This window comes from Streptomyces sp. NPDC017202 (assembly GCF_044331705.1).
GTDB lineage: Bacteria > Actinomycetota > Actinomycetes > Streptomycetales > Streptomycetaceae > Streptomyces.
In genome coordinates, this window is the sequence record NZ_JBIRNP010000017.1 from 38,512 (window position 1) to 60,512 (window position 22,001).

The following is a 22,001-nucleotide window of genomic DNA, read 5'->3' on the forward strand; positions in this document are numbered from 1 at the left end:
CGTCACCGCCACGGCTCCACCCCGGTCACCGCGTCCACCGGAATCGGGCCGTACACCTGCGGGACCTCCTCAGCCCCGGCCTCTGGGGATTCGTGTTTCACCGGCACCTCCAGCCGCGCAGGATCCCCGACGAGCACCACCGGCTCGTCGGGGTCCTCGGAGGAGTCGTAGGGGTGGTCACAGGACGGGAGCCCTGCCTGCGTTTGTCTCCGGAGGCGGGCGGTCGGATGCACCGGCCCCTCTCGTGCACGTGTGCACGGATGCGAGCGGGTGTCAGGCGTACGGCGGCTGCGGCGGTGCGCCGGGTGTACGGGGCCGTGCGAACCATTGGATCGCCGAGCGCTGAGTGAGCAGCACGACTGCGGTGATGGCACCGCCGAGCGGAATGATGCCACCGGGGTTGTGGTTCGCCGCGGCGCCCATGCCGGCGAGGATCTGCAGGACGGCCAGCACGACGGATGCGACCCGGACGCCGTTGCCCGCCTTCGGGTAGAGGAGTGCGAGGACGCAGAGCACGAGTGCCGTCAGATATCCCGCGAGGGAACGTCCGGCGGCCTCCGCGCCGGACGTGGCACCCGCGGCGACGGTGAGGAGCACTCCGAGTCCCGCGATGGCGAAGTTCACCACCTGCGCGCTCCGCACGGAGGTGGGCATGGTGAGCGGGAAGGGCGGAGTGAACGGTTGGGGGTGCCGGCCCCACGTCCCCGGCCCGTACGGTCCGGGAGCGCCGTACGGGCCGGGGGGACCGTAGGGTCCGGGGCCGTACGCGGCCTGGGTCTGTGGGGGGCCGGAAGGGGGGTTCGGGGCCTGCTGTACCGGGGGCTGGGGCGGCCGGTACGGGCCCTGCGGGCCGGGCTCCGCGGGTTGGGCGTTCGACATGGGATGCACTGTAGCGACGAGCGAACTGAGCACGCCCGTACGGGGGTCGACGGCGCGGGGCGATGAGGTCGCAGCGCTCCCGACCGCTTCGGCGGTCTTGCCGTGGCGGGCGGCGCAACAAAGGGGGTCATGTACGTCGGCGCGCCCGGCCGTGGAGGTGGCCGGACGCGCCGATGCTTCATGCGTGCGCGCGGGTGGGGCGGTCAGCCGTCACCGGTGCGCGGTGGAGGGGGCGGTCAGTGGCGGCCGCCGCGGCCCCGGCCCCAGGACTCGCGGTCGATGAGGCGGTTGCGGCCGTTGCGCAGGGTGGCGGTGTCGTGGTTGTTGTTCCACACGTAGTGGCGGCGGTCCTGGTGGGGGTCGGTGCGGGTGTCGCGGCCGAGGCCGGTGTGGATGCGGACCGTGGCGCGGCCGGCCGGGTGGTAGTGGTCGAAGGTGTGGGTGTGGCCGGGTGACTGCTATCCCGGGCGCAGGAACCGCTGCCCGCCCTGTTCGTCACGCACCGCGAGGAACCCCGCGTCCGTCAGCCGCTGTGCGATCTTCCCGCGGCGGATCGCGCCCACCTTGAACGCCACGGTGAAGAGCAGCGCGACCGCACCGCCGGAGGCGACCGCTTCGACCGGTGAGCTGTCGATGAGCAGGAGGACGGTCAGGACCGCGCAGGCGAGGTAGCCCAGCACCTTCTGGGTGCGGTCGGCGACGTACTGGGCCATGACGTCGAAGGTGACGAGGTCCTTCAGCACGGCCACGGCACCGGCCGCTTCGGGGAGCGGCTTCAGCGAGCCCTGCTCCAGCCCCGGCACCGTCCCGCCGTTGCCCGCCTGCGGATGGGCGGCGATGGTGGCCGCCTCGCGGACGCGCGCGTCGGGCCGCGGGTCCCGGTACATGCGGACCTGCACGAGCGAGTTCTTGAACCCGGTCCTGTACGCCGTGCCGTACGTGTAGCCGTACTGCTCCGCCACGTGCGCCAGGGCGGCCGCCTTCCGTGTGGAGCCCTGGGGGGCGATCTCGACCATGTCCTGCTGACGGGCGATCTGCTGGAGCATCCCCGCTATGTGACGTTCTCCGGACACCTGTTCCCCGCCCCCTGGGACCCCGCGCCTGGGGCCGACCGGCGCACAGCCTAGTACTCCAGCAGCGTTTCGCTGTCCGGCCTGGTCAAAAGGGCCGTGGGGAGTGCGGTTCCCCGCCGGCGCGGGGGTGCTTCGAAGCCGAAGCGGCGTACCGGCACGGCTCTGCGCCGTGACGGCCGCGGCCGCTCGGGCTCGGTGTGGCTGCGTAGCTGCCCGGTCGTCCTGGCCTGCTCCAGCCAGCGCCACACCGTACGCTCAAAAACGCCCACCGTCTCAGCGACCGCACGCGCATGCCGGGTCGACGACTCCCCCGCCTGCTGCCGCTCCGGCAGCCGACGCACCACCAACCTCCTGGGCAGCACAGGCCCACGGCCGGCCCTCACCTCGTGATCCACCCCACGATCACACCGGCTGAGCCCACCTCACCGCTCAAGAACCCTCGCGTCTGAGACAGCATCAGTTGCTGTGCGACAAGCCCGACAAAGCCCCACGGCAGCGATCCCGCCCGTCGATCCCTCACCTCATGACAGCAGCCCACCCGCCCATGAACAGCCGCTGACCGGCCCGGAACACCCCACCCCGGAACGACACCACCGACTCTCACCACCACCGACACGAAACGGCGTGGCTGCCATGTCGGTGACAGCTCGGACCGGCTTGCAGCAGATTCTTTCGCGGGCCTGTGGCGCACCGTCAGCCGAGCAACTCCCGGCAACCGAGAAGTGGTTGATGTGATTCCGTACAAACCCGCTTTCGCGAGCGATCTCACGAATGACACGATCATCGCGGCGTACCCGCCTTGTACCCACCTCCCGATCGAAAGGGTGACCCGCAGAAGATGCGAAGATCCCGCGGCGGCCCGCCCCTGGCTCTGTCCTCGAGGACGGACGGCACTCCGGCGCCGGTCCGAGTGTGGCCGTCTCTCGCCTCTGCTCGAGGCCGTCCGCCCTCGGCGAGGGACATAGAAGGTCCGTCCCTTCCTGCGTGCGTCCCGTGCGATCCGGTCAGGACGTGGACGCGGCCGGCATCGGCCTCCGTTTCACGTCGGTGATCCTCACGTCCTCCGCCTCCGGGACCCCGAACGCTTCGATGATCACTGCGCTGCCGGTGGCGGTGACCTCCAGAGCCAAGTGGCTGCCGATGAAGCGCAGGTCGAGCCTTGCCCGTGGCGCACCCGCACGGTCCGGCATCCGGTGGATCCGCGATGCCGGGTAGTCCAGGTCCGTCAGCTTCTCGTGCATCGCCCGGTAGCCGGTCGTCCTCGTGTTCTCGAACCCTTCGCCGACGCGCTGTGCGTGCTCGCCGCCGCTGCACTTCTCGATGCCGGTCAGCGGCACTTCCTCGAGCGACTCGGGGTTGGCGGGGGAAGGGGGCGACTCCGGCGGCTCGGGGGCATCCGAAGGAAGGGGAACCGGTATGTCGCCGTCCCCGTTCGGGACACCCGGCGGGGTCTCGCCCGGCCCGTGTCCCGGTGGGGGCGCCTCCTCCCAACCGGGCAGGTCCTCCGGCTCGGGCACGGCATCCTCCCCCTTGTCGTCGGGGGCGTCCGGGGCGCAGCCCCGCGTGATGCGGGTGATCAGTTCGAGGAAGCGCGTCTCCGCATCGTCGTGCGGAGCATCCAGCGGGGTGGTCGCCGAGACGGCGCTGCCCGCGGGGGTCTGATCGGTGGCGGCGTGCTGAGTGCCGCAGCCGGACAGGACCATGCAGCCAAGCGCGGCCACCACAACAGGCTTCGAGAGGGATATCGATCGCATGCACACAACATGCAGGAAGCTGATCACTGCCCGTATGGGTACGGGTACTCACCTTCACCCAAATAGCACCCAGGGCGCTCCGCCTTCCCAGGGGCACCGCCGGCCGCATCGGATCCCTCGCCCGCCTCGTCCGCCCCGTCGGGGTCTCCGGTGCCGGCCCGCACGGCAGCCGGGTACTCCAGCCGCTCGCGTACGGTATTGCGCCGATCCGATCCCGCCCGCGGCCCGCGCGGACGGCGGCCCGCCGGGCTGCGCGCGAAGAGGGCTACGACGGCGACCGTCCGCGCCGGTGACCGCGTGCCGGGGCTTGTGCCTCCTGCGCCCGGGGAGCGGAGGGCTCCGGTGCGGAGCCGGTCGCCCGCGTGTGGCCGGTGAAGCGGTGGCGGTACGACGTCGGTGTGGTGGCGTAGTGCGCGGTGAAGTTCTGCCGGAAGGTCACGGCGCTGGCGAACCCGCATGCTGCGGAGATGCGGGTGATGCTCCAGGTGGTCGTCTCCAGGAGTCTGCGGGCCTCGTCGAGTCTGCGGGTGAGGATCCACTTGGCCGGGCTCATGCCGGTCGTCTCGTGGAAGCGGCGGGAGAAGTTGCGTGGGCTCATGTGTGCGTGGGCGGCGAGTTCGGTGACGGACAAGGGCTGGTCGAGGTTGGCCAGGGCCCAGGTGATCGTGTCGCCGATGGGCCCTGCGGCGTCGTCGGGCACGGGCCGGTCGATGTACTGGGCCTGGTGGCCTTCCCGGTGGGGCGCGATGACGAGATGGCGGGCGACGGTGGCGGCGGCCGCCGAGCCCAGTCGGTCGCGGACGATGTGGAGGCAGGCGTCCAGCCCGGAGGCCGTGCCGGCTGAGGTGAGCACGTCACCGTGGTCGAGGTAGAGGGCGTCCGCGTGCACGTCCACGGCCGGGTAGCGGGCGGCCAGTTCTTCCGCCGAGGCCCAGTGGGTGGCCACGGTGCGCCCGTCGAGCACCCCGCTGCCCGCCACGGGGAACGCGCCGAGGCAGAGCCCGGCGATCCCCGCTCCGCGGGCGTGCCTGTCCCGGATCAGGGTGACGAGTTCGCCGTCCGGTTCCGGCAGGTCGGTGGGCCAGGAGGGGAAGACGAGCAGGTCGGCCGCTTCCGCCGCGGCCGGTCCGGCGAGGTCGTCGATCACGATTCCCTCCGAGGTGCGGACCGAGTGCGCGTCCGTGCTCCACACCGTGGTGGTCCATCCCGGGGCCAGATCCTGGCGGGCGACTTCGCCGAACACGAGCAGGGGCGCGGCAAGGTGGAACGCGGTGATCCCGTCGAAGACGTGCAGGGCGATACGCATGCCTGTCCTGATCTCATCGATTATCCGCTTTTCTGCCACTCACTGTAGTTCCCGCGGTCCCCCGAGGATGGAGTCCACGGCGCCGTCCGCGCCGGATCCGGCAGACACAGGAGAGAACGTTGAACGCCCCGCGCCGAGCCCTTGTCCTCATCGACGTGCAGCAGGAGTACTTCGACGGGCCGCTGAGCATCCAGTACCCGCCCCGCGACGAATCGCTGGCGAACATCCTGCGCGCCCTGGACGTCGCCGCGCAGGCGGACATACCCGTGGTCGCGGTCCGGCACGAGTCCCCCGAAGGGGCCCCGGTCTTCGCGGCCGGCTCGGCCGGCTGGGAGAACCACCCCGAGGTGGAACGCCGCATCGGCTCCACGACCAAGCGGGTGATCAAGAACTACTCCGACATCTTCACCTCCACCGGTCTCGCCGGATGGTTCCGGGAGAACGAGATCGACACCCTGACCCTGGTCGGCCACATGACGAACAACTGCGTCCTGTCCACCTCCGCCGCGGCCGAGCCCCTCGGTCTCACGATCGAGGTCCTCTCCGACGCGACCGGCGCCGTCCACCTCGCCAACGAGGCCGGCACCGCCTCCGCGCGGCAGGTCCACGAGACCCTGATGGCGCTGCTGCACTCGAACTGGGCCGCGGTCGCCACCACCGAGGCCTGGGCGGCGGCCGCCACCGACGGCGGCCGCCTCGTCAAGAGCGATCTCGTCACCTCGGCCGTTCAGGGCCGAGCCGCCCACTGAGGGCACACCGCCCTCGCCGGGATACGAGCGCCGCGCACGAAGACGAGCCCGTGGCGCTCGCACCCCGGCGAGCGTGTGCTCGAGCAGTCGCGGATTGCGAGGTGGAGGAGAGCCGGGCACGGCACGGCCCAGCCTCGTCCGGACGGCCTCCGGCCAGGTCACGGATTTCAGGTGCGCACCACGAAGCAGAGCCGGCCGCCCCACGTGCTCACGTTGCCGAGGTCCTTCGTGGAGCGCTCGTACCCGGGGCGGACGCGGAACTTCTGGTTGAGCGCGTCGGTGAGGCCGGGCTGCGCCTTCGCGGCGGTCTACTCCCCCGTCCCCTCGGCGCACGCCGACCGGACCTCTTCCAGCAGTTCCGGGTGGTGCTCGCCATAGGTGTTCAGGGCGTGCCACACCGCGTCCAGTGCCGCCTTGAGCGGGACGGGCTCGGCTGCGGCGAGTACGGCGGGGAGGGCGAAGTGCGGCTGTGAGATCCGCGAGGGTTCGCGCGGGGTGCCGCGGGTGTGGACCACCACGGCGGCATCGTGTCCCGTGCCCGCGGGCGGTGTCGTGCTCCGGCCGGCGGGCGCCGTCGCTTCGAGCTTGCCCGGTACCCGGCCGAGGCCCGGCCGGCTCGGTGCGTCCTCTCCTGACTCCATGGCCGAGACCCACTTCCTCTTTCTTCCGGCCGTCGCCGCCGCAGGGGCCTGCTGCTGGCGCGGCGGCAGGTCCGAAAGGGTCGGCGGCCGGTACGGCGCTCGCTTTGGAGGTATCGCCTCGAGCACCGACCGCTGCGGTACGCGCGGATCGGAGCGAAGGGTCTGCGACAGCAGGGCCCGGTCGTCGAACGGCGGCGGCAGCGGGCGTCCCCGTGTCACCTCGGTGAGCGCCTCGGCGACCCACGGCACATCGGTCAGGCCCGCCGCCTCGCAGGCCCGCCGGGCGGCCAGCAGCGCCACCGCACGCTGAACGCCGGGGCCCGCCGCGTCGAGGGCGTGCACCAGGTCGCTGTCGAAGCGGAGCAGACCGAGGACATTGCTCTCGCGGGCAGCGCGCAGTGCCCGGCTCGGCAGCCGTCCGCCCCACTGCCAGCGCTCGTAGTGCAGTCGTTGCTCCTCGGCTGCCCGCTCCTGCGCCCGGCGGGCCAGGCGCTCGGTCTCGGCGCGCTGCTGGGGTGTGGGCGGGGGCGGAAGTTCGCGCGCGTAGCGGTGCCGACGGGCAGCGTGTTGTGAGGTCTGGCGGATCACCCGGTCCGGGCGGGGCGGCGCGGGCCAGAACTGCAGGAGGTAGCTGTCCGCCTGCGGCTCCCCGGTCACCCTGGTGTCGCGTTCGCGTCCCTCGTCCATCCCCCGGGCGCAGTACCGCACCCGGTGGTCGGTGGGGGTGAGGTCCAGGTCCCACGCGGCCTCGCCGGCCCACTGCACCAGGTGGGTGCGTTCCGACACCGGCCGGAAGGACACCTCCACCACGTCCTCCCAAGCCGGGTCCAACGGAGGGGGTGCGTCGTGGACCTCCACGACGAAGCCGACATCGCCCGTGTGCAGTCCGGTGCTCAGCCAGAGCACGCCCGGGACCGCGGCCCCGCACAACCCGCCGCTCTGGCCCGCGAACGCCTCCCGGAGGCCCGGGGTCGTGCCGGCCGGATCACTCTCGACGTAGATCTGACCGTAGTGAACATGCACCTCGCCCGTGACCGGCCTGCGCACAGCACCCCCTCGTCCAGGACGGCCTCCAAAGCCCCCTGTCGGGCAGGCCGTCACCTGCCCCGCATCATGCTGCACACCACTGACAACAGAGCCGACGACGCCGTGAGGCCGGCGGCGGCGTCGGCCGCTCGTCGAGGACGGGCGGCCAACCGGGCGCGTCGTGCACCGGCACAATGACGCTCCGGCCCGGCCCGGCCCGCGCACAGCGACCACGACAGCCATGGCCTGGGCGGTGGCGGGGACGGGCAGGGCCGCGAGCGCGGCGGTGACGGCCGCGGTTCGGGCGCGGCACACGGCGTGGTCCTCACCTCCCATGCCCATCGGCGCGCCCGGCCGCGGAGGTGGCCGGACGCGCCGGTGCTCCGTGCGCACGCGCGGGCGAGCTTGTGGCGGGGCTCCCGCACGGTGAGCCGCCGGCTGACCGGCCGTTCCACCGGTGGTGGAGCGTGCAGGTGTGGCCGTCCTCGTCCTCAGGGGTTCGGCCGTCCGGGTTCACCGCCCGGCGGGAGTGGTCGGCCGGCCCAGGGGGAGGAGGTACTGGACCGGCTCGTCGAGGTCGTCGAGGCCGAGGAGCTCGTGGGTGAGGTCGTCGTGCAGGCCGCCGAGCGGGAGGGTGGCCAGGCCGAACGCCGCCGAGGTGAGCAGCAGTGTCTGCGCCAGGTGGCCGGCCTCCAGCAGGCCCAGCCGCAGCGCCCGCAGGCCGTAGCGACGACGCAGCAGACCGAGGTCGAGATGGACCGCGAGCACGGCCGGGGCCTCGTCGATGCCCACCGCGTCCGGGTCGTCCGCCGGCCGGGAGAGGTAGGAGGACAGCGCCTTGAGCTCGGCGACGGTGGGCGCCGGGCCGATCGGGAGCAGTGCGCGGCGCTCCGGTACGCAGCGGTACGTGCCCGCGGCCAGCCCCGCGACGTCCAGCGCCACCAGGCGCACGCGCACGCTGTAGAGGGCTCCGGCGCTGGGGTACGGACGGTGCCGGAGGGTGCGTGCACCGCCGTCGGCGAGCGGCCGCTGCGTCGCGTGGCTCTCGGCATACGCGGACCACAGCACCCCGCCCAGCGTCTCCGCGTCCAGTGGCCCGGACAGCGGGCCGCGCGCCGAGCTGCGCCGGCGCAGCGCCTCGGCGAGCGACAACTGCGGCAACGGAAGTCCGGGCAGAGGGAGTTCGGCCGCCAGCTGGGCAGCCGAGGGGGCGGGCGGCGGGGGCAGGTCGCGCAGCGCGGTGTCCTCGGGCCGCCCGATGCGGAACTTGCTGCGCTCCAGGTACCGGTAGTCGGCCGCGCGGTGCCCGGCGGGGAAGAACCCGGGGTCGTCCTCCGTCTCCAGCAGTGCCCGGGCCGCGAGGTGGCACACGGCCCGCTCCTCGTCGGGGGTCACACCGAGCCGGTTGAACAGCATGTGCAGGTGGGAGGCCCACACCCAGGGCACGCGGCGGGCGGCCTGCTCCGCGGGCACGGCGCCGCGCAACCGGGCGTCCGTGGCGCCGACCCGGCGTGCCCACTCCGCCAGCCAGGGCGCGGCCGTGCCCGCGTCGAGGGCGGCGCGCAGGGAGCGGGCGCGCCGCACCAGGCCCGGCCGCTGGAGGGCGAACACCGAGTTCACGTTGGAGTGGACGGCGGCTGCGGGCAGCGGCTCCACCTCGGTGGCCCAACGCCAGGAGGCGGCGTGCCGGCGCAGCCAGGCCGCGGCGTGCAGTTCGTCCAGGCCGAGCGCGTGGGCGGTGGTGTGGGCGAGGTCGAGGGCGAGCGGGAGCCGGGCGGCGCGGTCCGGGGTCGCGCGCAGGGCCTGGAGGGCCGTGCGGGTGGAGTGAACGAACACGTCCTCGGCCAGGGGCAGGGCGGCGGGGCCGCCGTAGCGTTCGGTCTCGGGGACGTAGGGCACCTCGCGCACCTCGCCGTGCCGGGACGGCCAGGGACCGGTGAACTCCGCGGGCCGGGCGGCCGCCAGCTCCGCCAGGGCGGCCGGCAGTTCGGTGGCGGCGCCGGCGGACAGCGGGCCCCGGAAGCGGATCCGCAGGTGGGGACCGCCCTCGCCGTAGCGGATGAAGAACCAGGCGGCGCGCGGGTCGGCGGTCAGGCCGTCCATCAGCGGGGCGAGGTCGTCGGTGACGAACACGTCCGTTGCCGCGCCGCCGGTGTGCAGGGCGAGGTGCAGGCTGTGCCAGGGCTGCCCGGGGGCCTCGGAGGCGGCCGGGCGGGGGCGGGCGGTCGTCATCGCGTCCTCACGGGAAGGGGTGGGGGTGCAGGGGCAGTTCGTCGTGGCGGGGCGGCCGGGCGGTACGACCGAGCCGGTGGGGCACCTCCAGCAGCCGGTCCAGTCCGGCGGTGCGGCGGTTGACGTGCCCGAAGGTCATCGGCAGTGTGCCGGGGACGATCACCTTGGCGCAGTGCAGGCCCAGCCGGTCCCGTACGCCCGGCTCGTCCTGCGTGACCGCGATGATCTCCAGGCCCTCGGCTGCCAGCCGCTCCACGGTCCGCTCCAGCAGCACCGTCAGGTCGGCCACCGGCTCGGGTGCTCCCGGCCACCGCTCGTACCACGGCGCCTCCGCGGTGTCGGCGGACAAGAAGTCCAGCCGGGGCTGTGCCTCCGGCAAGGTGTTGAGGCCGACGTGGTCGTCCAGGTCCAGCACCAGCTCGGGGCGGTCCAGCATCGGGCGCAGCCGCTCCGGGGCCCGGGGACCGTCCGGGCCCGAACGGCGGGCTGCTTCCTGGACGTTGGTGACCACCTCGGCCACCGCCGAGCGGATCGCCACCCGGGGGTCGTGGTGGGCGCCGGCGGCCAGGAACGCGCGGGGCGCGTCGGGATGCGTGCCCTCGTAGCGGCAGAGCGAGATCACCGCCGGGACGCCCAGGTCGTTGGTGGCGTCCAGCAGGCTCAGGCGGTAGCGCAGCAGCGCGGCACGGTCGGCCAGGGAGGTGACCTCCGGGTCGTCGGCGGGGACGGCGACCCGGGGCAGCGGTGTGCGCGCGTACCACGCCATCAGGAAGGCGTCGCGTTCGGCGACCTCGAACAGCCCGTACAGCGCGGCTTCCTGGGGGCTGTTGCCCAGTCCGCAGCCGTTCGAGGACTCGTACACCACTCGCGGCCGGTCCGGCCCCGGTACGTCCCAGTACGCCACGTGCTCGGGTACCGCCAGCGCGCGGCGCTCGGTGAGTGACCAGCCGTACACCCAGTCGAGTGCGAGGTCCGGGGAGTACGGGACGGTGCGCCGGGCCGGATGACCGTCGAACTCGGGATCGGGCAGGCCGAGCCGGACGGGGTCGAGCACGGCGTGCTCGCCCGTGGCGACGAGGTCGGCGTGCGAGGCGCGCAGCACGGTGCGGCGTCCGGTGGGCCGCATTCCGGCGAACCGCTCCACGCTCTCGAAGAGGGCGATGCGTTCGCTGGAGCGGAAGTCGCTCGAGCGGCCGTAACCGCCCTCGTCCAGGGAGCGGCCGTCCGTCACCCAGGCGGTGGTCAGCGCGAACGCGGAGTCCTCGGTGCGGAAGAGGCGACGCACCGGCCCGAACCGCTCGTCGTGCAGTTCGTCCCGCAAGGTGGCGGGTGTCGTACGGGTGTTGGGGCCGCGCAGCACCGACGGGTCGGGCAGCGGCCGGGGTTCGGCCGGCAACCGGGCGCCGGCGGGTGAGTCGTCCGGCAGCGGCCGGCACACCGGGCAGCCTCCGACCGGCCGGACGCGGTGGCTGGACCAGGTGTACCGGTCGCCGTGGAGCAGGTGGACGACGGCCCGGTCGTCGGCCGCGACCGGGCCGGCCGCGACCCGGCCGGGTGCGGGCGGGCCGGGTGCGGGCGGGGCGGGTGCGGGCGGGGCGGGTGCGGGCGGGGCGGCCGTGGGCGGGGCGGCCGTGGGCGGGGCGGCCGTGGGCGGGGCGGGTGCGGGCGGGGCGGGTGCGGGCGGGGCGGCCGTGGGCGGGGCGGCCGTGGGCGGGGCGTGCCGGTCGGCGGCGGGCGGCTCCGGTGCGCGCGGGTCGGTCGTCAGCAGGTCCGCCGCGAGCCGGAGCGCCGCCTCGGCCAGCGGAGGGGTCCCGGTGCCGCCGAGGGCCAGCCGCGGACTCCGCCACGGCACCCGGCCGCCCGCGGTGGCCAGCCGCTGGTACTCCGCGCAGCCGGCGCAGGCCCGCGCCCCGGGGTGGAGGACGGGCCCGATCACGGTCAGCGCCCCGTCCTCGCGCACCGGCACGAACCGCACCGGATGGGCCAGGGCGTGCCGGCTGAGCCGCTCGGCCAGTGCGAGGTCCCACGTGGTCAGCCGCACGATGGCGGTGCCCGCGACGGTGGTGAGCGCCGTCGCCGCGTCGAGGACGGGAACGGGAGCGGGGGCGGGGGCGGGGAGGGCGTACGGGTCGGGGGTGCTCATCGGGGGCCTCCCCGTGCGGTCAGGACCGTGAATCCGGATGCGTGCAGAGCATCGGCGAGCGGGTGGTGGCCGGCGCCCTGCCAGAGGGTGGGGCGCAGGCCGGTCAGGCGGTGCAGAGCGGTGCGCAGGGCCGGTTCCCGGGCGGCGATCGCGGCCAGCCAGACGTCGGTCCAGCCCTCGTCCGCCCAGCCGGGCGGCTCGGCACCGGCCGCGGCGAGCGGGGCGGCGGCGCCGCTGAGCGCGGTGTGCCGGGCCCGGTCCGGTGCGTGCTGCGCCGCCATGACGCGCGTGACCGCGTCGAGGGCGGCGAGGGCCACGGCGTCCGCCGCGGTGGCCTCGACGGCGCGGCTCACCGCGGCGGGCGCGGCGCCGGCGTCGGAGGGGGCCGGCCGGACCCGGACGACGGCCGCGTGGACGTCACCGGAGCCGAGCTGCCGGACGGACAGCTCGGCGGAGCGGCCCATGCGTTCGGTCAGCACGGTCCACCAGTGGTGGGCCTGGGGGTGCGTGCGCCACACGTCGTCCCCGATGCCGTGGGCGCGGGCAGCGGCCGGGGCCGTCTCCGCCATGGTGGAGGCGGCTTCCAGGTCGAAGGCGGCGCGGCGCAGTGCCCGGCCGTGGGCGTGGTCGGGGCTCGCGCCGACGACCGGGGCCGGCAGGGCGTCGGCGAGGGCGAGTTCGGCGGCCCGGCAGGCCGCCTCCAGCCGGGCCAGATCCGCCCGTACGGCGCCGGCGACCAGCAGGCCCGCCGGCGTCCGGCACGAGGCGAGCGACGCGGGGAGCTGCGGCAGGTCCCCGGGCAGTGGCGCGTCGAGCACACCGAGCCGCGGGTCGCCCAGGGCCGTGACCCGGCGCAGGGCCTCCCCGAGGTCCGGCGCGGGCGGGGCGCCCGGACCCCGGCGGGCGGCGGGCGGGGCCGCGGCCCACGGGTGGTACGTCGCCTCGGGCGGTTCGGTCCGGGCGATCAGCACGGCCGGATGCCCGGCCCTCCCCGTGCCGGAGGCGTCCTCGTGTCCGGCGGGGTCGGGAAGGCCGGCGACGGCCGCGAGCAGCCGCCCGGCCGCGGCACCGGCGAGCAGCGCGACATGCGTGCGGGACGGTTCTTCGGCGGCGGCAGCCGTCCGCCGCGGTGCGCCGGCACGAACAGACGTCGTCCCGGGCGGCGCCGGGACGGGCGCCGTCGACCGCGCGGTGGGGGGACCGCTCACCGCCCACGGTGGTGAGGCGGCGCCGAGGCGGGTGGCGACGGCGGCGGCGTCGGAGCGGGCGCGGTGCGGGAGCCCGGGCGCGGTGACGAAGCCGCCGTCGGGGTCGCAGGACACGGCCAGCGCCACGGTCCCGGTGGGCGCGTCGGCGGTGATCACGGCTTGGCCGGCGGGCAGCCGCCCGTCGGCGACGGCCCGGGGGCTCGCCCCCGCGCGACCGAGCGCCCGTACGAGGCTGACGGCGAGCGGACCCTCGGGGTCCGGTGTGGCGACGACCGGTCGCGCGCTCCGGATCGCTTCGGCCGCCTGCGCCGGGTGGGCGGCGGACGAACCGGGCCAGGGCGGGAGTTCGGCGCCCTGCGGGTGCTCGACGACGAGATCGTGCTCGCGCAGCCGGGCCGTGAGCGCGGCGAGCGCGGCTTCCACCCGAGGGTCGGCCTGATCACTCGCGGAGCCCTGCGCCCGGGCGTCGGCCCCCTCCCCGGCTTCGGCCTGGGCGCGGGCTTCGGCCTGAGCCCCGGCGTCGGCCTGAGCCCCGGCGTCGGCGTCGGCCTGGGCCTGAGTGCCGGTGCGGCCCCGGGCGCCGGCCTGCGGCCCGGTGCCGGTCCGCGGGCCGCCGTCGCCCCGCACCGCGCGGTCCGGGGCGAGCCGGGCCGAGAGCAGTCGCCACAGGGCCGGCAGCGCGCGGCTGCCTTCCAGCGTGACGCCGACGCCGCGGCCTCGCAGGTGCAGCCCCGCGAGCAGCGGGGTGACGGCCACGCCGGGCCGCAGCCGGAGCCGCTGTTCCGGCCGCGGCGCGGACGCGGCGGGGTCTTCGGACGCCGGCGGGGCGGGCTCCGCTCCCGGAGCGGGGTTCGGTGGCTGTGGGGCCGTGCCGGGCGCTGCGGCGGGGGTGGTCATGACGAGCCCTCCACCGCAGCGATCACCTCGTCGACGCGGTCCTGCCAGGTGTGCCCGGTGAGCTCCGGCACGGTGCGCACGACCAGATGCGCGGCGAGGTAGCGCTCCACCGGCCGTACGTCGCAGATGGCGAACAGCCGGTAGAGCGCGTTCGTGCAGGCCCGGTAGATCAGGTAGTCGGGCCGGCTCCACATCGTCCCTCGCGGGTCCGAGCGGCGCAGCCGGCGGTGGAACTCGCTGTAGCGGGTGCGTACGTCGGGGTTCCAGCGGTCGGCCACCGTCCGGTCGCCCAGTGCCGCCGCCCGGTCCCGGTACGCGAGGGGGTCGCCGGCGAGGTCCGCGCCCGCCGCCAACCGTTCTGCCGCGATGCGCCACGCCTCGGCGGACCAGCCGGCCCAGGCGCGTTCCCAGCCGGCCGCCCCGCCGGCCGTGATCCGTGCGACCAGTGCGGTGACGGCCGGCCCGGTGGCGTTCCACCGGCGTTCGAAGGCCGAGCGCAGCCGGCCGTCCGGGTCCTCGTGCACCAGGAAGTCCTCGAGGTGGGAGACGAACGAGTAGTGGCCGCCGATCAGCCCCTGCGGGTGCGCCGCGGCGTGCGCGGCCAGGGCGGCGACCGCGAGCTGCACGCGGGCGGCGGGCGCGTCGCCGTGCTCGCCCAGGAACGCGCACCCGGTGCCGAGCGCCGGCAGGCCCAGCACCAGCAGGTCGTCGCGGAGCCGGATCCCGTCGGCGCCGATCAGGGCGTGCGGGGCCGACTGGTCCACCGGTTCGACGCGGACCGTGCCGTCCGGTACGAGCGGGCCGTACGGCGGGGCGATCAGCTCGGCGCGGCCGGCCGCCTCGGCCCGGGCGAGGAGTTCCTCCTCGGTGACCTGGGCGGTCGGGGGACGGTCGGCGGCCCAGCCGCGCAGGGCCGCCGCGGTGCGCTCGGCCGCCGCGGCCACCGGGCCGGGTGCGCCGCGCAGCCGGAGCCGTACGTGGGGGCCGTACAGCCAGTGACGCTCGACATGCGCGGTCAGCCCGTCGGCGGCGGCCCGGCGGGCCAGCGGCAGCACCGCCTCGCGCAGCAGCGGGGCCTTGTCCTCGCGGTAGTCGTACAGAACGACGTCGAGTCCTGCGGCGGAGCCGGGCGCGGCCGGGTCCGGGGGGGCGGCCGCGGGGCCGGCCGGGGTGTTCATCGGGTGTCTCCTCGGCGGGGTGCGGGTCGGTCGGCGGGCCGGCGTGCGTCCCGGTCGGCCGGACGACGGCGCGCCGGGCGGTACGTCTCGACGACGGACTCGACGGCACGGGCGGGCTGGTCGCGGCCGCCGAAGGCGGGCAGGGCCTCCTCCAGGACGACACCCCCGGAACGGCGTGCCAGCCAGCTGCCCAGGCAGCGCAGGTGCAGGGCGTTGCCCAGGTCGAGTGCCTGCGGCTTGGGCAACCGCAGCCGCGCGACGAAGTCGTCGACCGCGCGTCCGGCCGGGGGGCGCGGCACCGGGTGCAGGAAGAGCTGCTCCGGCAGGTCGAGCAGGGCCCGCCAGCGGACGACTGCGGCGGCCGGCACCTCCCGTTCCTCCGCGGCGAGGTCGGCGCGCAGCGCGTCGAGCACGCCCGGGCCGAGGTACCAGCGGCGCCGGGCCAGCACCAGGTGGCGGTGGCGCAGTCGCGGGGTACGGACCACCTGACCGCCCGGTGCCGCCACGGCGTGCCGGGGCAGCAGCGGGCGGAAGTCCACCACTCCCTCCGGATGGTCGGACAGGAGCGGCCCGAGCCGCCCCGGCAGCATGATCGGGGCGAGGAAGCCGAGGTAGAGCACGTCCAGCAGGTCGCCGGTCTCCCGTACGCGAAACCGCAGCCGGTCGGTGGCCGGGTCGTGGACGAGGTCGAGATCGGCCTCGGCGAGGGCGGTCCGGCCGCGGTCGGGCCCGATCTCCTCGGCGAGCAGCAGCGGGTGCAGGTTGGCGTTGAACCCGCCCACCGGCCGGATCTGCGCCGCCCGCGCGCCCGCGCCGAGGCCACGCCGGATGCGCTCCCCGATCTCGGCCGCGGCGCGCGCGGGCAGGGCGTCGAGGAAGCGGCTGGTGAACCGGCCCCAGCCGCCGTAGACGTGGTTGACGCACAACAACTCGCCGTCGTGGGCGCGTTGGACGAAGTGGGAGTAGCTCAGTGGCCGGGTGGCCGTCCAGCCGGGCAGGCGGGCGGCGAGGGTGCGGATGTGCTCGGCCGGCAGGACGATCTCGGCAGCGGTGTCCCCGGCCGGTCCCGCCGCCTGCCGCGCCAGTGCGGTGAACTCCTCGCGCAGGCGCACCAGTCGAACCAGTCCCGAAGGCAGTTCGGGGTCGTCGGACCGCAGGCCGGCGAGGCGGCCGGACTCCTCCCAGGCGGCGGCGGTGGCGGTGGCGAAGTCCCACGGGTCGCGGCAGGTGCCGCCCTCCCCGTAGCGGGCGACGAAGCGGTCCCGGGCGCCCCGGCTCATCACGTGACCCAGGTCGAACAGCTCGGCCAGGGGGGTGAGTTCGGTGAGCGCGGCGTGGTCGGCGGGGGTGAGCGGGTCGTACCCGGCGGGCCGGTCCTCGTACGGCGGTCCCGTGGTGCGCCCGTCCACGCCCGGTGAGGCCGGCGGGCGGTGCGGGGGCAGGGGGACGGGGGCGACGACGTCCTCGGTGAGGACCGTCAGCGGGGCCGCGTCCGGCGCGACGGGTCGGCCGGTGTCGGCGAGCAGTTCGCGCCAGCGGCCGGCCAGGGCGGCGAGCAGGGCAGGGCGCTCGGCCGCGGGGGTGGTCGGGAACCGCCCCGTGTCCCGGGCGAGTGTGACGATCCGGTCCGCCAGGACGGCGTCCGCGGGCCACTGGCGCAGCCAGTCGGCGAGCGCCAGGAGCGGGGCGGGGTGCTGCGGTTCGACGGGCTCCGCGGGCACGAGCAGCCTCGAGCCGGCGAGCCGGTCCACGAAGCCCGCGACAGCGGAGTCGTCCGCCGTGCGGCCCAGACCGGCCGCGAGCCGGGCGGTCAGCGTGCCGAGGGTGAGCGGGCGGTCGGCGAGGGCGGCGGCCAGCATGTCCAGTGCCGGGCGGGCGGCCAGCTCGACCTCGTCCTCCCGGCTGACCAGGTATCGGCCGCCGGCGAACAGCACCTCCGTGCGGGCGAGGCGGACCCGCCCGTCGGCCGCCCGTGCGGTACTCGTCATCCGGTGAGGGAGCGCGCGGCGGCGGCGCGGCTCGTCGAGCAGGGCCGCGGTGAGCGCGGCGACGAGTGCGCGGTTCTCCTTGACGACCGGGGTCAGCGAGTGGGTGGGCGCCGGATCGGGCTCCGGCGCGGAGGTGGCCGTGCCCGTCGGGTGGGCGGCCGGGCCGGGCGCCCACCCGACGGCGGTGAACCACGACAGCGGACTGGTCTTCGTGCTGGCTCGCAGGGCGTGCCGCAGGACCGAGGGTTCCTCCTTGCGCGCTCGTCGCCCGGTTTCGCCCCGGCCGGCCCGGTCGACCGCCCGCAGCAGGTCGGCGCTGGTCAGGGCGATGGCCCGGGTGAAGGCGGGGGAACGGCAGAGGCCGGCGAGCGCGGCGCGCTCGGCGGCCAGGGCGGGCGGGACGGCGGTGCCGAGCTCGTCGAGCAGTCGAGTGCGCAGCGCGCGCACGGCGAGCCAGTCGGCGAGCCGCGGCACCCGTTCGGGCAGGGCGCCGAGCCGGTCCAGGAGGGCGGGGCGGGGCTCGCGGCCGTTGTGCAGGGCGCGGCGGAGGGGGAGGACGACCTGGCGGTGGAAGTCCTCGTCGTGGGCGGCGCGTGCGGCGAAGAGGTCTTCGGACAGGGCGGTCCGCAGGGCGGCGTCCTGGGCGGCCAGGGCGGTGAGCCGGGCGAGCAGGGTCCGCACCTCGGCGGAGGGGGCGGTCTCGGCGGGGTGGGGAAGCACGGTCGTACGGACGAGGGCGTACGGGGCGGTGCGGTCGTACGGGTCCGCCGGGTCCGCCGGGTCATGGGGACCTGCCGGGTCGGCGTGGCCGTACGGGCCCGCAGGGCCGTGTGTCGCGGCCTGGTCGGCCCGGCCGGGTGGCGGCACGCGCACCGGGGCTCCCGGCGGGGCGGGGTACGGCATGGCGGGGCTCCCGGCGTACGGCTCGGAGACGGGCGGGATCGGTGGAGCGGGCGAAAACGCGGGCCGGGCGGGAACGCACACCAGGGGCACATCGGCGGACCGCGTGGCGATCGGAGGTGTGGGCGTGCGGCCGGCCGGGCGGGACCGGACGAGCCGGCCGGCCGCACGGTGGTCGCGGCCCACCGGCCCCGCGGGATGCGAGGCCGGGGGCACGCCAGGAGGGCATGTGCCGCCCCTCGGGTTCGAAGGGCGGCGTTCGGGCCTGGGGCAGGGTCAGAGGACCACGGGCCCGTTTTCCTGCGGCTGAGCGCACGACGACGAGGCCTGGCAGGAGCAAGAGCCCCACGAGGCGCCGTTCTCGGGCAGCGCGGCGGTGTCGCGCAGCGAGGTCACGGTCAGGTCGGTGAGGTCCAGGTCCGCGTCCAGGGCGAGGTCCTGGAGCTCCAGGGCGTCTTGCTGGTTCTGGGTACGGGACATGACGAACTCCTTCGGGAGGGAGATGGAGACCGGAGCGTGCCGATGGGACGCCGACGCGGAACATGCCGGAAGAAGGGCACGTGAGGGAGCTGTGCTCACAGCTGGAGAAAGAGCCGAACGATCATTCGTCGTACAGGAGCGAGTGTGGATCTCGGGAGATGCCAGCAGCAAGACCGATCCGCATATTGGCCCGTTGTGTTCACCCCGGTGCGGTGCGTCTGGGGACTCGCGGCGCAGTGGTTTGGCGGCGGCCGGACCGGTGCACGGTGAAGGCGGTGTGGAGCCGCGTGTTCTTCGCGGAACGACTTTTCCCCTGGTTGTCCACACATTGCGTCAGGAGTCCCGACAAGTGGACGCAACACCTCCGCCGGTGGGGTGCCGACACCCTCGGCCGTCGCGGCGTGGGCCCGGCATGCGGAAGTGACGTACATCACGCCCGCGACGCGCACACTATCGGTCAGTTCCTCTTCGTCGCAGCAGGACGGGCCACCGCTCGGACCGGCGACGCGGTGCGCCGGGGTCACCGCCCCGAACCGTAGGGCTGCCCACTGGAGGCCCGCCGCGGCGACCGCTGAGCGCCTGCCCCTGCGGCGATCGGCCCGGCGGCTGATTCCGCGGGTCGCCTGCCGTGGCCGGCGACGGCGTTCAGGGTGCGGGGGTGAAGCCGGTGCCGGCGCCGCGCGGCTGCCGGACGCGACCGCGCCGGACGGCGTCGTGTGACCTGTGGAGGTGTCTCAGCCCCACGGTGTCTCAGCCCTCACGGTCTCTCAGGCGGCGCGGCTCCCCTGGACGCGACGCGACGTGACGGGCGGCGCGGCCGCGTGCCGCAGCGGCCGCTCAGAGGTGGCCGTCCAGGAACGTCCGTACCTCGGCGATGGTCATGGGACCCGTGGCGTGCGCCACCGCCTCCCCCTCCTTCAGCAGGACGCAGGACGGGGCTGCGGTGATCCCGTATCGCTCGGTCGCGCCCGGACAACGCGTGATGTCGGTGCGGACGGCCGTCAGGCGGCCCGTGCACTCGTCGGCGATGCCCCCCACGACGAGGTCCATCACCCGGCAGGGCTCGACCGCCTTGGGCCATGTCCCGGTGAAGTACGCGAGGACCGGGACTGCGCTCATCCCGAGGATGAAGTCGAACTCCGCGTCCTCACGGGGTCGGTGCACCCTCTTCGCCATGGAAGCTCCTGACCTCGCGTTCCGTCATTGCCTCCCCATCATCCCCGGCGCGGTGTGCCGGGCCGGCCCCGAAGAACGCGTCAGCCGTCCCGAAGGCCGACCGCCAGCGTCAGTTCGAGGACCCGGTGGGGCGAGGCGAGGTCCGGGAACAGCTCCCGCAGCTGCGACATCCGGTACCGGACGGTCTGGGGGTGGACGAACAACGCCGCCGCCACCTCCTCCCGCCTGCCCTGGTGCAGCAGCCACGCCCGCAGCGTCTCCTCCAGCCGCCGTGCGGTCGCGGCGGGCAGGGTCCGCAACGGTGCGAGGGCGCGGGCACGCAGGTCCGCGAACGCCTCCCCGTCGGCGCTCAGCACCAGCTCGGGCAGGTGGTCCTCGGTGTCGCGGATGTCGCAGGAGAGGGAGCGCGCGCGGACGGCTCGTGCGTACGAGGCGGACGCGCGAGTCCACGGCCGGGCCGGGCCGACCACGGCGGTGCGGTCGGTCAGCCGCCGCAGGAGATGGGGGCGGTCGGCGTCGGGGACGAGCAGCACACCGGTGGCGTCCGGCAGATCGTCGAGGACGAGGGTGCCCGGGTCGAGCGCGCGGTAGGCGGGCCGGGCCTGGGCGGCGGGCAGCAGGACCGCGGTCAGTGAGACCGGAGGCTGCCACCCGGCCCGGTGGGCAGAGGCCAGCAGCACGTCCGGGCTCGCGTCGGCGAGGAGGTCGCGGGCCAGGTGTTCCAGGTGGCGTTCGCGGTCCCGGCCCCGGGCGGCCAGTTCGTCGGCGTGGCCCGCGGCGCTCGCGGCGGAGAGCTCGTCGATGTAGGCGAAGGTCAGCTCGGCGAACTTGGCGACCTCGGCGGCGGGCAGGCCCGCGGGTACGGCGCCCGCCGCCAGGCATCGCCAGGCCACGCGGGCGCCGACGCGGTAGGCGCCGAGCAGGGCGTCCATCGAACGGCCGTCGCGGACCTCGCCGCGGCCCAGTTCGTAGGCCGCGTCACCGGCGTCGCCGCCTGTGGCGTTGCCGCTCGCGAGGTCCAGGTAGTGCCCCAGGGCGGTGCGGACGGCTCGGCGGATGGTGGCGCCCATGTGGCCCGCAAGGGCGCCTGCGTAGGGAGGGACCTCGTCGATGATCGCCTGGACGACCTCGTCGGCGGTGGTCTTCAGCGCGGCCCGCAGTGCGGTGACCGTCGTCTCGTCCAGGGTCAGTTCGCTGGCCCTCCGGATTGCATGGCTCACGTTTTGTTTCCTGCGAACAATTCAATCGACCAGATTTACGTCCTGCGGTCAGGACTTTACGCCTTGAGGCGCAGCAAGCTGGAGTCATGACGAGTACGGCCCTGCGCGGCAGGGCGTGGAAACTGCTGGAGATGGTCACGACGCCGCTGCTGCCGTCGGACTACCTCGACCTGGTCAGCCCGCTGCGGGCGGGTGCCGACCTGCGGGGGCGCATCGAGGCCGTGCATCCCGAGACGGGTGACGCCGCGACCATCGTGATCAGGCCGGGGCGGGGCTGGCGCGGCCACACGGCCGGTCAGTACGTGCGGATCGGGGTCGACGTCGACGGGGTGCGCCTGTGGCGTGCCTACTCCCTCACCTCGCCGACGAACCGCCGGGACGGCCGCGTCACGATCACCGTGAAGGCGATCTCGGACGGCAAGGTCAGCAACCACCTGGTCCGCAGGGCGAGACCGGGCACGCTGATCCAGCTCGACCAGGCGACCGGTGACTTCGTGCTGCCCGAGGCCAGGCCCGCCAAGGTGCTCTTCCTGACGGCCGGCAGCGGCATCACGCCCGTGATGGGCATGCTGCGCGACACCGAGTTCGACGACGTCGTCATGGTCCACTGCGCGCCGCAGCCGCACGACGTGATCTTCCGCGACGAACTGCACGGCCTGGTCGCGGACGGGAAGCTGCGGCTCACCGAGGTGCACACCGCCACGGACGGCGTGCTCGACATCGCCCGTCTCGGCGAACTCGTGCCCGACTGGGCCGAGCGCGAGACCTGGGCGTGCGGGCCCGCGGGCCTGCTGGACGCCGCCGAGGAGCACTGGAGCGGGCACGGCGTACCAGAGCGCCTGCACACCGAACGCTTCCGCCCCACCGTCGTCGTCGCCGGCGACGGCGGCGGCGAGGTCACGTTCAACACCACCGGCAAGAGTGTCGACGCGGACGGCGCCACGCCGTTGCTGGACGTCGGCGAGGAGGCCGGCGTGCTCATGCCGTCCGGGTGCCGCATGGGCATCTGCTTCGGCTGCGTCACGCCGCTCACGGCGGGCGCCGTCCGCGACCTGCGCACCGGCGAGATCACCGAGGCCGAGCCGGGCGTCCTCATCCAGACCTGTGTGTCCGCCGCGGCGGGCCCCTGCGCCATCGAACGGTAGGAGCAT

Annotated in this window: 16 protein-coding genes and 1 pseudogene; 2 read left to right on the plus strand and 15 right to left on the minus strand. The window is 75.1% G+C overall.

Annotated elements, in window-relative coordinates:
- Positions 1–2: 2 nt before the first annotated feature.
- The 6 genes and pseudogenes from ACH4N1_RS26765 to ACH4N1_RS26790 form a co-directional block, all read right to left on the minus strand.
- Positions 3–374 (minus strand): DUF952 domain-containing protein, encoded by a 372-nt coding sequence (locus ACH4N1_RS26765; protein WP_398100801.1) that lies wholly within the window; start codon positions 372–374, stop codon positions 3–5.
- Positions 274–654, minus strand: a complete 381-nt coding sequence (locus tag ACH4N1_RS26770; protein WP_398100968.1) for a hypothetical protein — start codon at positions 652–654, stop codon at positions 274–276. The genes ACH4N1_RS26765 and ACH4N1_RS26770 overlap by 101 nt, the downstream gene beginning before the upstream one ends.
- Before the next feature lie 461 nt (positions 655–1,115).
- Positions 1,116–1,328: pseudogene (locus ACH4N1_RS26775) on the minus strand (lamin tail domain-containing protein); the annotation flags it as partial.
- 9 nt (positions 1,329–1,337) lie between these two features.
- Complete coding sequence (locus ACH4N1_RS26780) at positions 1,338–1,925, minus strand: hypothetical protein (protein WP_398100803.1); 588 nt, start codon at positions 1,923–1,925, stop codon at positions 1,338–1,340.
- A gap of 1,031 nt (positions 1,926–2,956) precedes the next feature.
- Positions 2,957–3,706, minus strand: coding sequence for a hypothetical protein (locus ACH4N1_RS26785; protein WP_398100805.1), 750 nt, complete (start codon positions 3,704–3,706; stop codon positions 2,957–2,959).
- Between the two features lie 265 nt (positions 3,707–3,971).
- On the minus strand, positions 3,972–5,012 hold the full coding sequence (locus tag ACH4N1_RS26790; protein WP_398100807.1) for a GlxA family transcriptional regulator: 1,041 nt from the start codon (positions 5,010–5,012) through the stop codon (positions 3,972–3,974).
- A gap of 119 nt (positions 5,013–5,131) precedes the next feature.
- Between ACH4N1_RS26790 and ACH4N1_RS26795 the strand changes: the two genes are divergently transcribed.
- Positions 5,132–5,761 carry an isochorismatase family protein gene (locus ACH4N1_RS26795; protein ID WP_398100809.1) on the plus strand — a complete coding sequence of 210 codons (630 nt, stop codon included), beginning with the start codon at positions 5,132–5,134 and terminating at the stop codon, positions 5,759–5,761.
- Positions 5,762–6,069: 308 nt separating this feature from the next.
- On the opposite strand, the gene ACH4N1_RS26800 is transcribed toward ACH4N1_RS26795, so the two are convergent.
- From ACH4N1_RS26800 to ACH4N1_RS26840, 9 genes are all read right to left on the minus strand, one after another.
- Positions 6,070–7,449: a hypothetical protein gene (locus ACH4N1_RS26800; protein WP_398100811.1), complete on the minus strand. Its 1,380-nt coding sequence runs from the start codon at positions 7,447–7,449 to the stop codon at positions 6,070–6,072.
- Positions 7,450–7,941: 492 nt separating this feature from the next.
- On the minus strand, positions 7,942–9,660 hold the full coding sequence (locus tag ACH4N1_RS26805) for a thiopeptide-type bacteriocin biosynthesis protein (protein WP_398100813.1): 1,719 nt from the start codon (positions 9,658–9,660) through the stop codon (positions 7,942–7,944).
- Positions 9,661–9,667: 7 nt separating this feature from the next.
- Positions 9,668–11,803 carry a TOMM precursor leader peptide-binding protein gene (locus ACH4N1_RS26810; RefSeq protein ID WP_398100814.1) on the minus strand — a complete coding sequence of 712 codons (2,136 nt, stop codon included), beginning with the start codon at positions 11,801–11,803 and terminating at the stop codon, positions 9,668–9,670.
- The gene (locus ACH4N1_RS26815; RefSeq protein WP_398100815.1) at positions 11,800–13,908 is read right to left on the minus strand and encodes a hypothetical protein; all 2,109 of its coding nucleotides are present in this window, start codon (positions 13,906–13,908) and stop codon (positions 11,800–11,802) included. Before ACH4N1_RS26815 ends, ACH4N1_RS26810 begins: the two co-directional genes overlap by 4 nt.
- Entirely contained in the window at positions 13,905–15,086 is a 1,182-nt protein-coding gene (locus tag ACH4N1_RS26820) for a hypothetical protein (protein WP_398100817.1), read from the minus strand. The genes ACH4N1_RS26815 and ACH4N1_RS26820 overlap by 4 nt, the downstream gene beginning before the upstream one ends.
- Positions 15,083–17,977, minus strand: coding sequence for a lantibiotic dehydratase (locus ACH4N1_RS26825; protein WP_398100819.1), 2,895 nt, complete (start codon positions 17,975–17,977; stop codon positions 15,083–15,085). The genes ACH4N1_RS26820 and ACH4N1_RS26825 overlap by 4 nt, the downstream gene beginning before the upstream one ends.
- Positions 17,978–18,250: 273 nt before the next feature.
- The gene (locus ACH4N1_RS26830) at positions 18,251–18,454 is read right to left on the minus strand and encodes a thiazolylpeptide-type bacteriocin (protein WP_398100821.1); all 204 of its coding nucleotides are present in this window, start codon (positions 18,452–18,454) and stop codon (positions 18,251–18,253) included.
- A gap of 837 nt (positions 18,455–19,291) precedes the next feature.
- Positions 19,292–19,630, minus strand: coding sequence for a thioredoxin family protein (locus ACH4N1_RS26835; protein WP_398100823.1), 339 nt, complete (start codon positions 19,628–19,630; stop codon positions 19,292–19,294).
- Positions 19,631–19,710: 80 nt separating this feature from the next.
- Entirely contained in the window at positions 19,711–20,850 is a 1,140-nt protein-coding gene (locus tag ACH4N1_RS26840; protein ID WP_398100825.1) for a PucR family transcriptional regulator, read from the minus strand.
- Between the two features lie 86 nt (positions 20,851–20,936).
- On the opposite strand from ACH4N1_RS26840, the gene ACH4N1_RS26845 reads away from it, so the two are divergent.
- Entirely contained in the window at positions 20,937–21,995 is a 1,059-nt protein-coding gene (locus tag ACH4N1_RS26845) for a ferredoxin reductase (RefSeq protein WP_398100827.1), read from the plus strand.
- Positions 21,996–22,001: the final 6 nt, after the last annotated feature.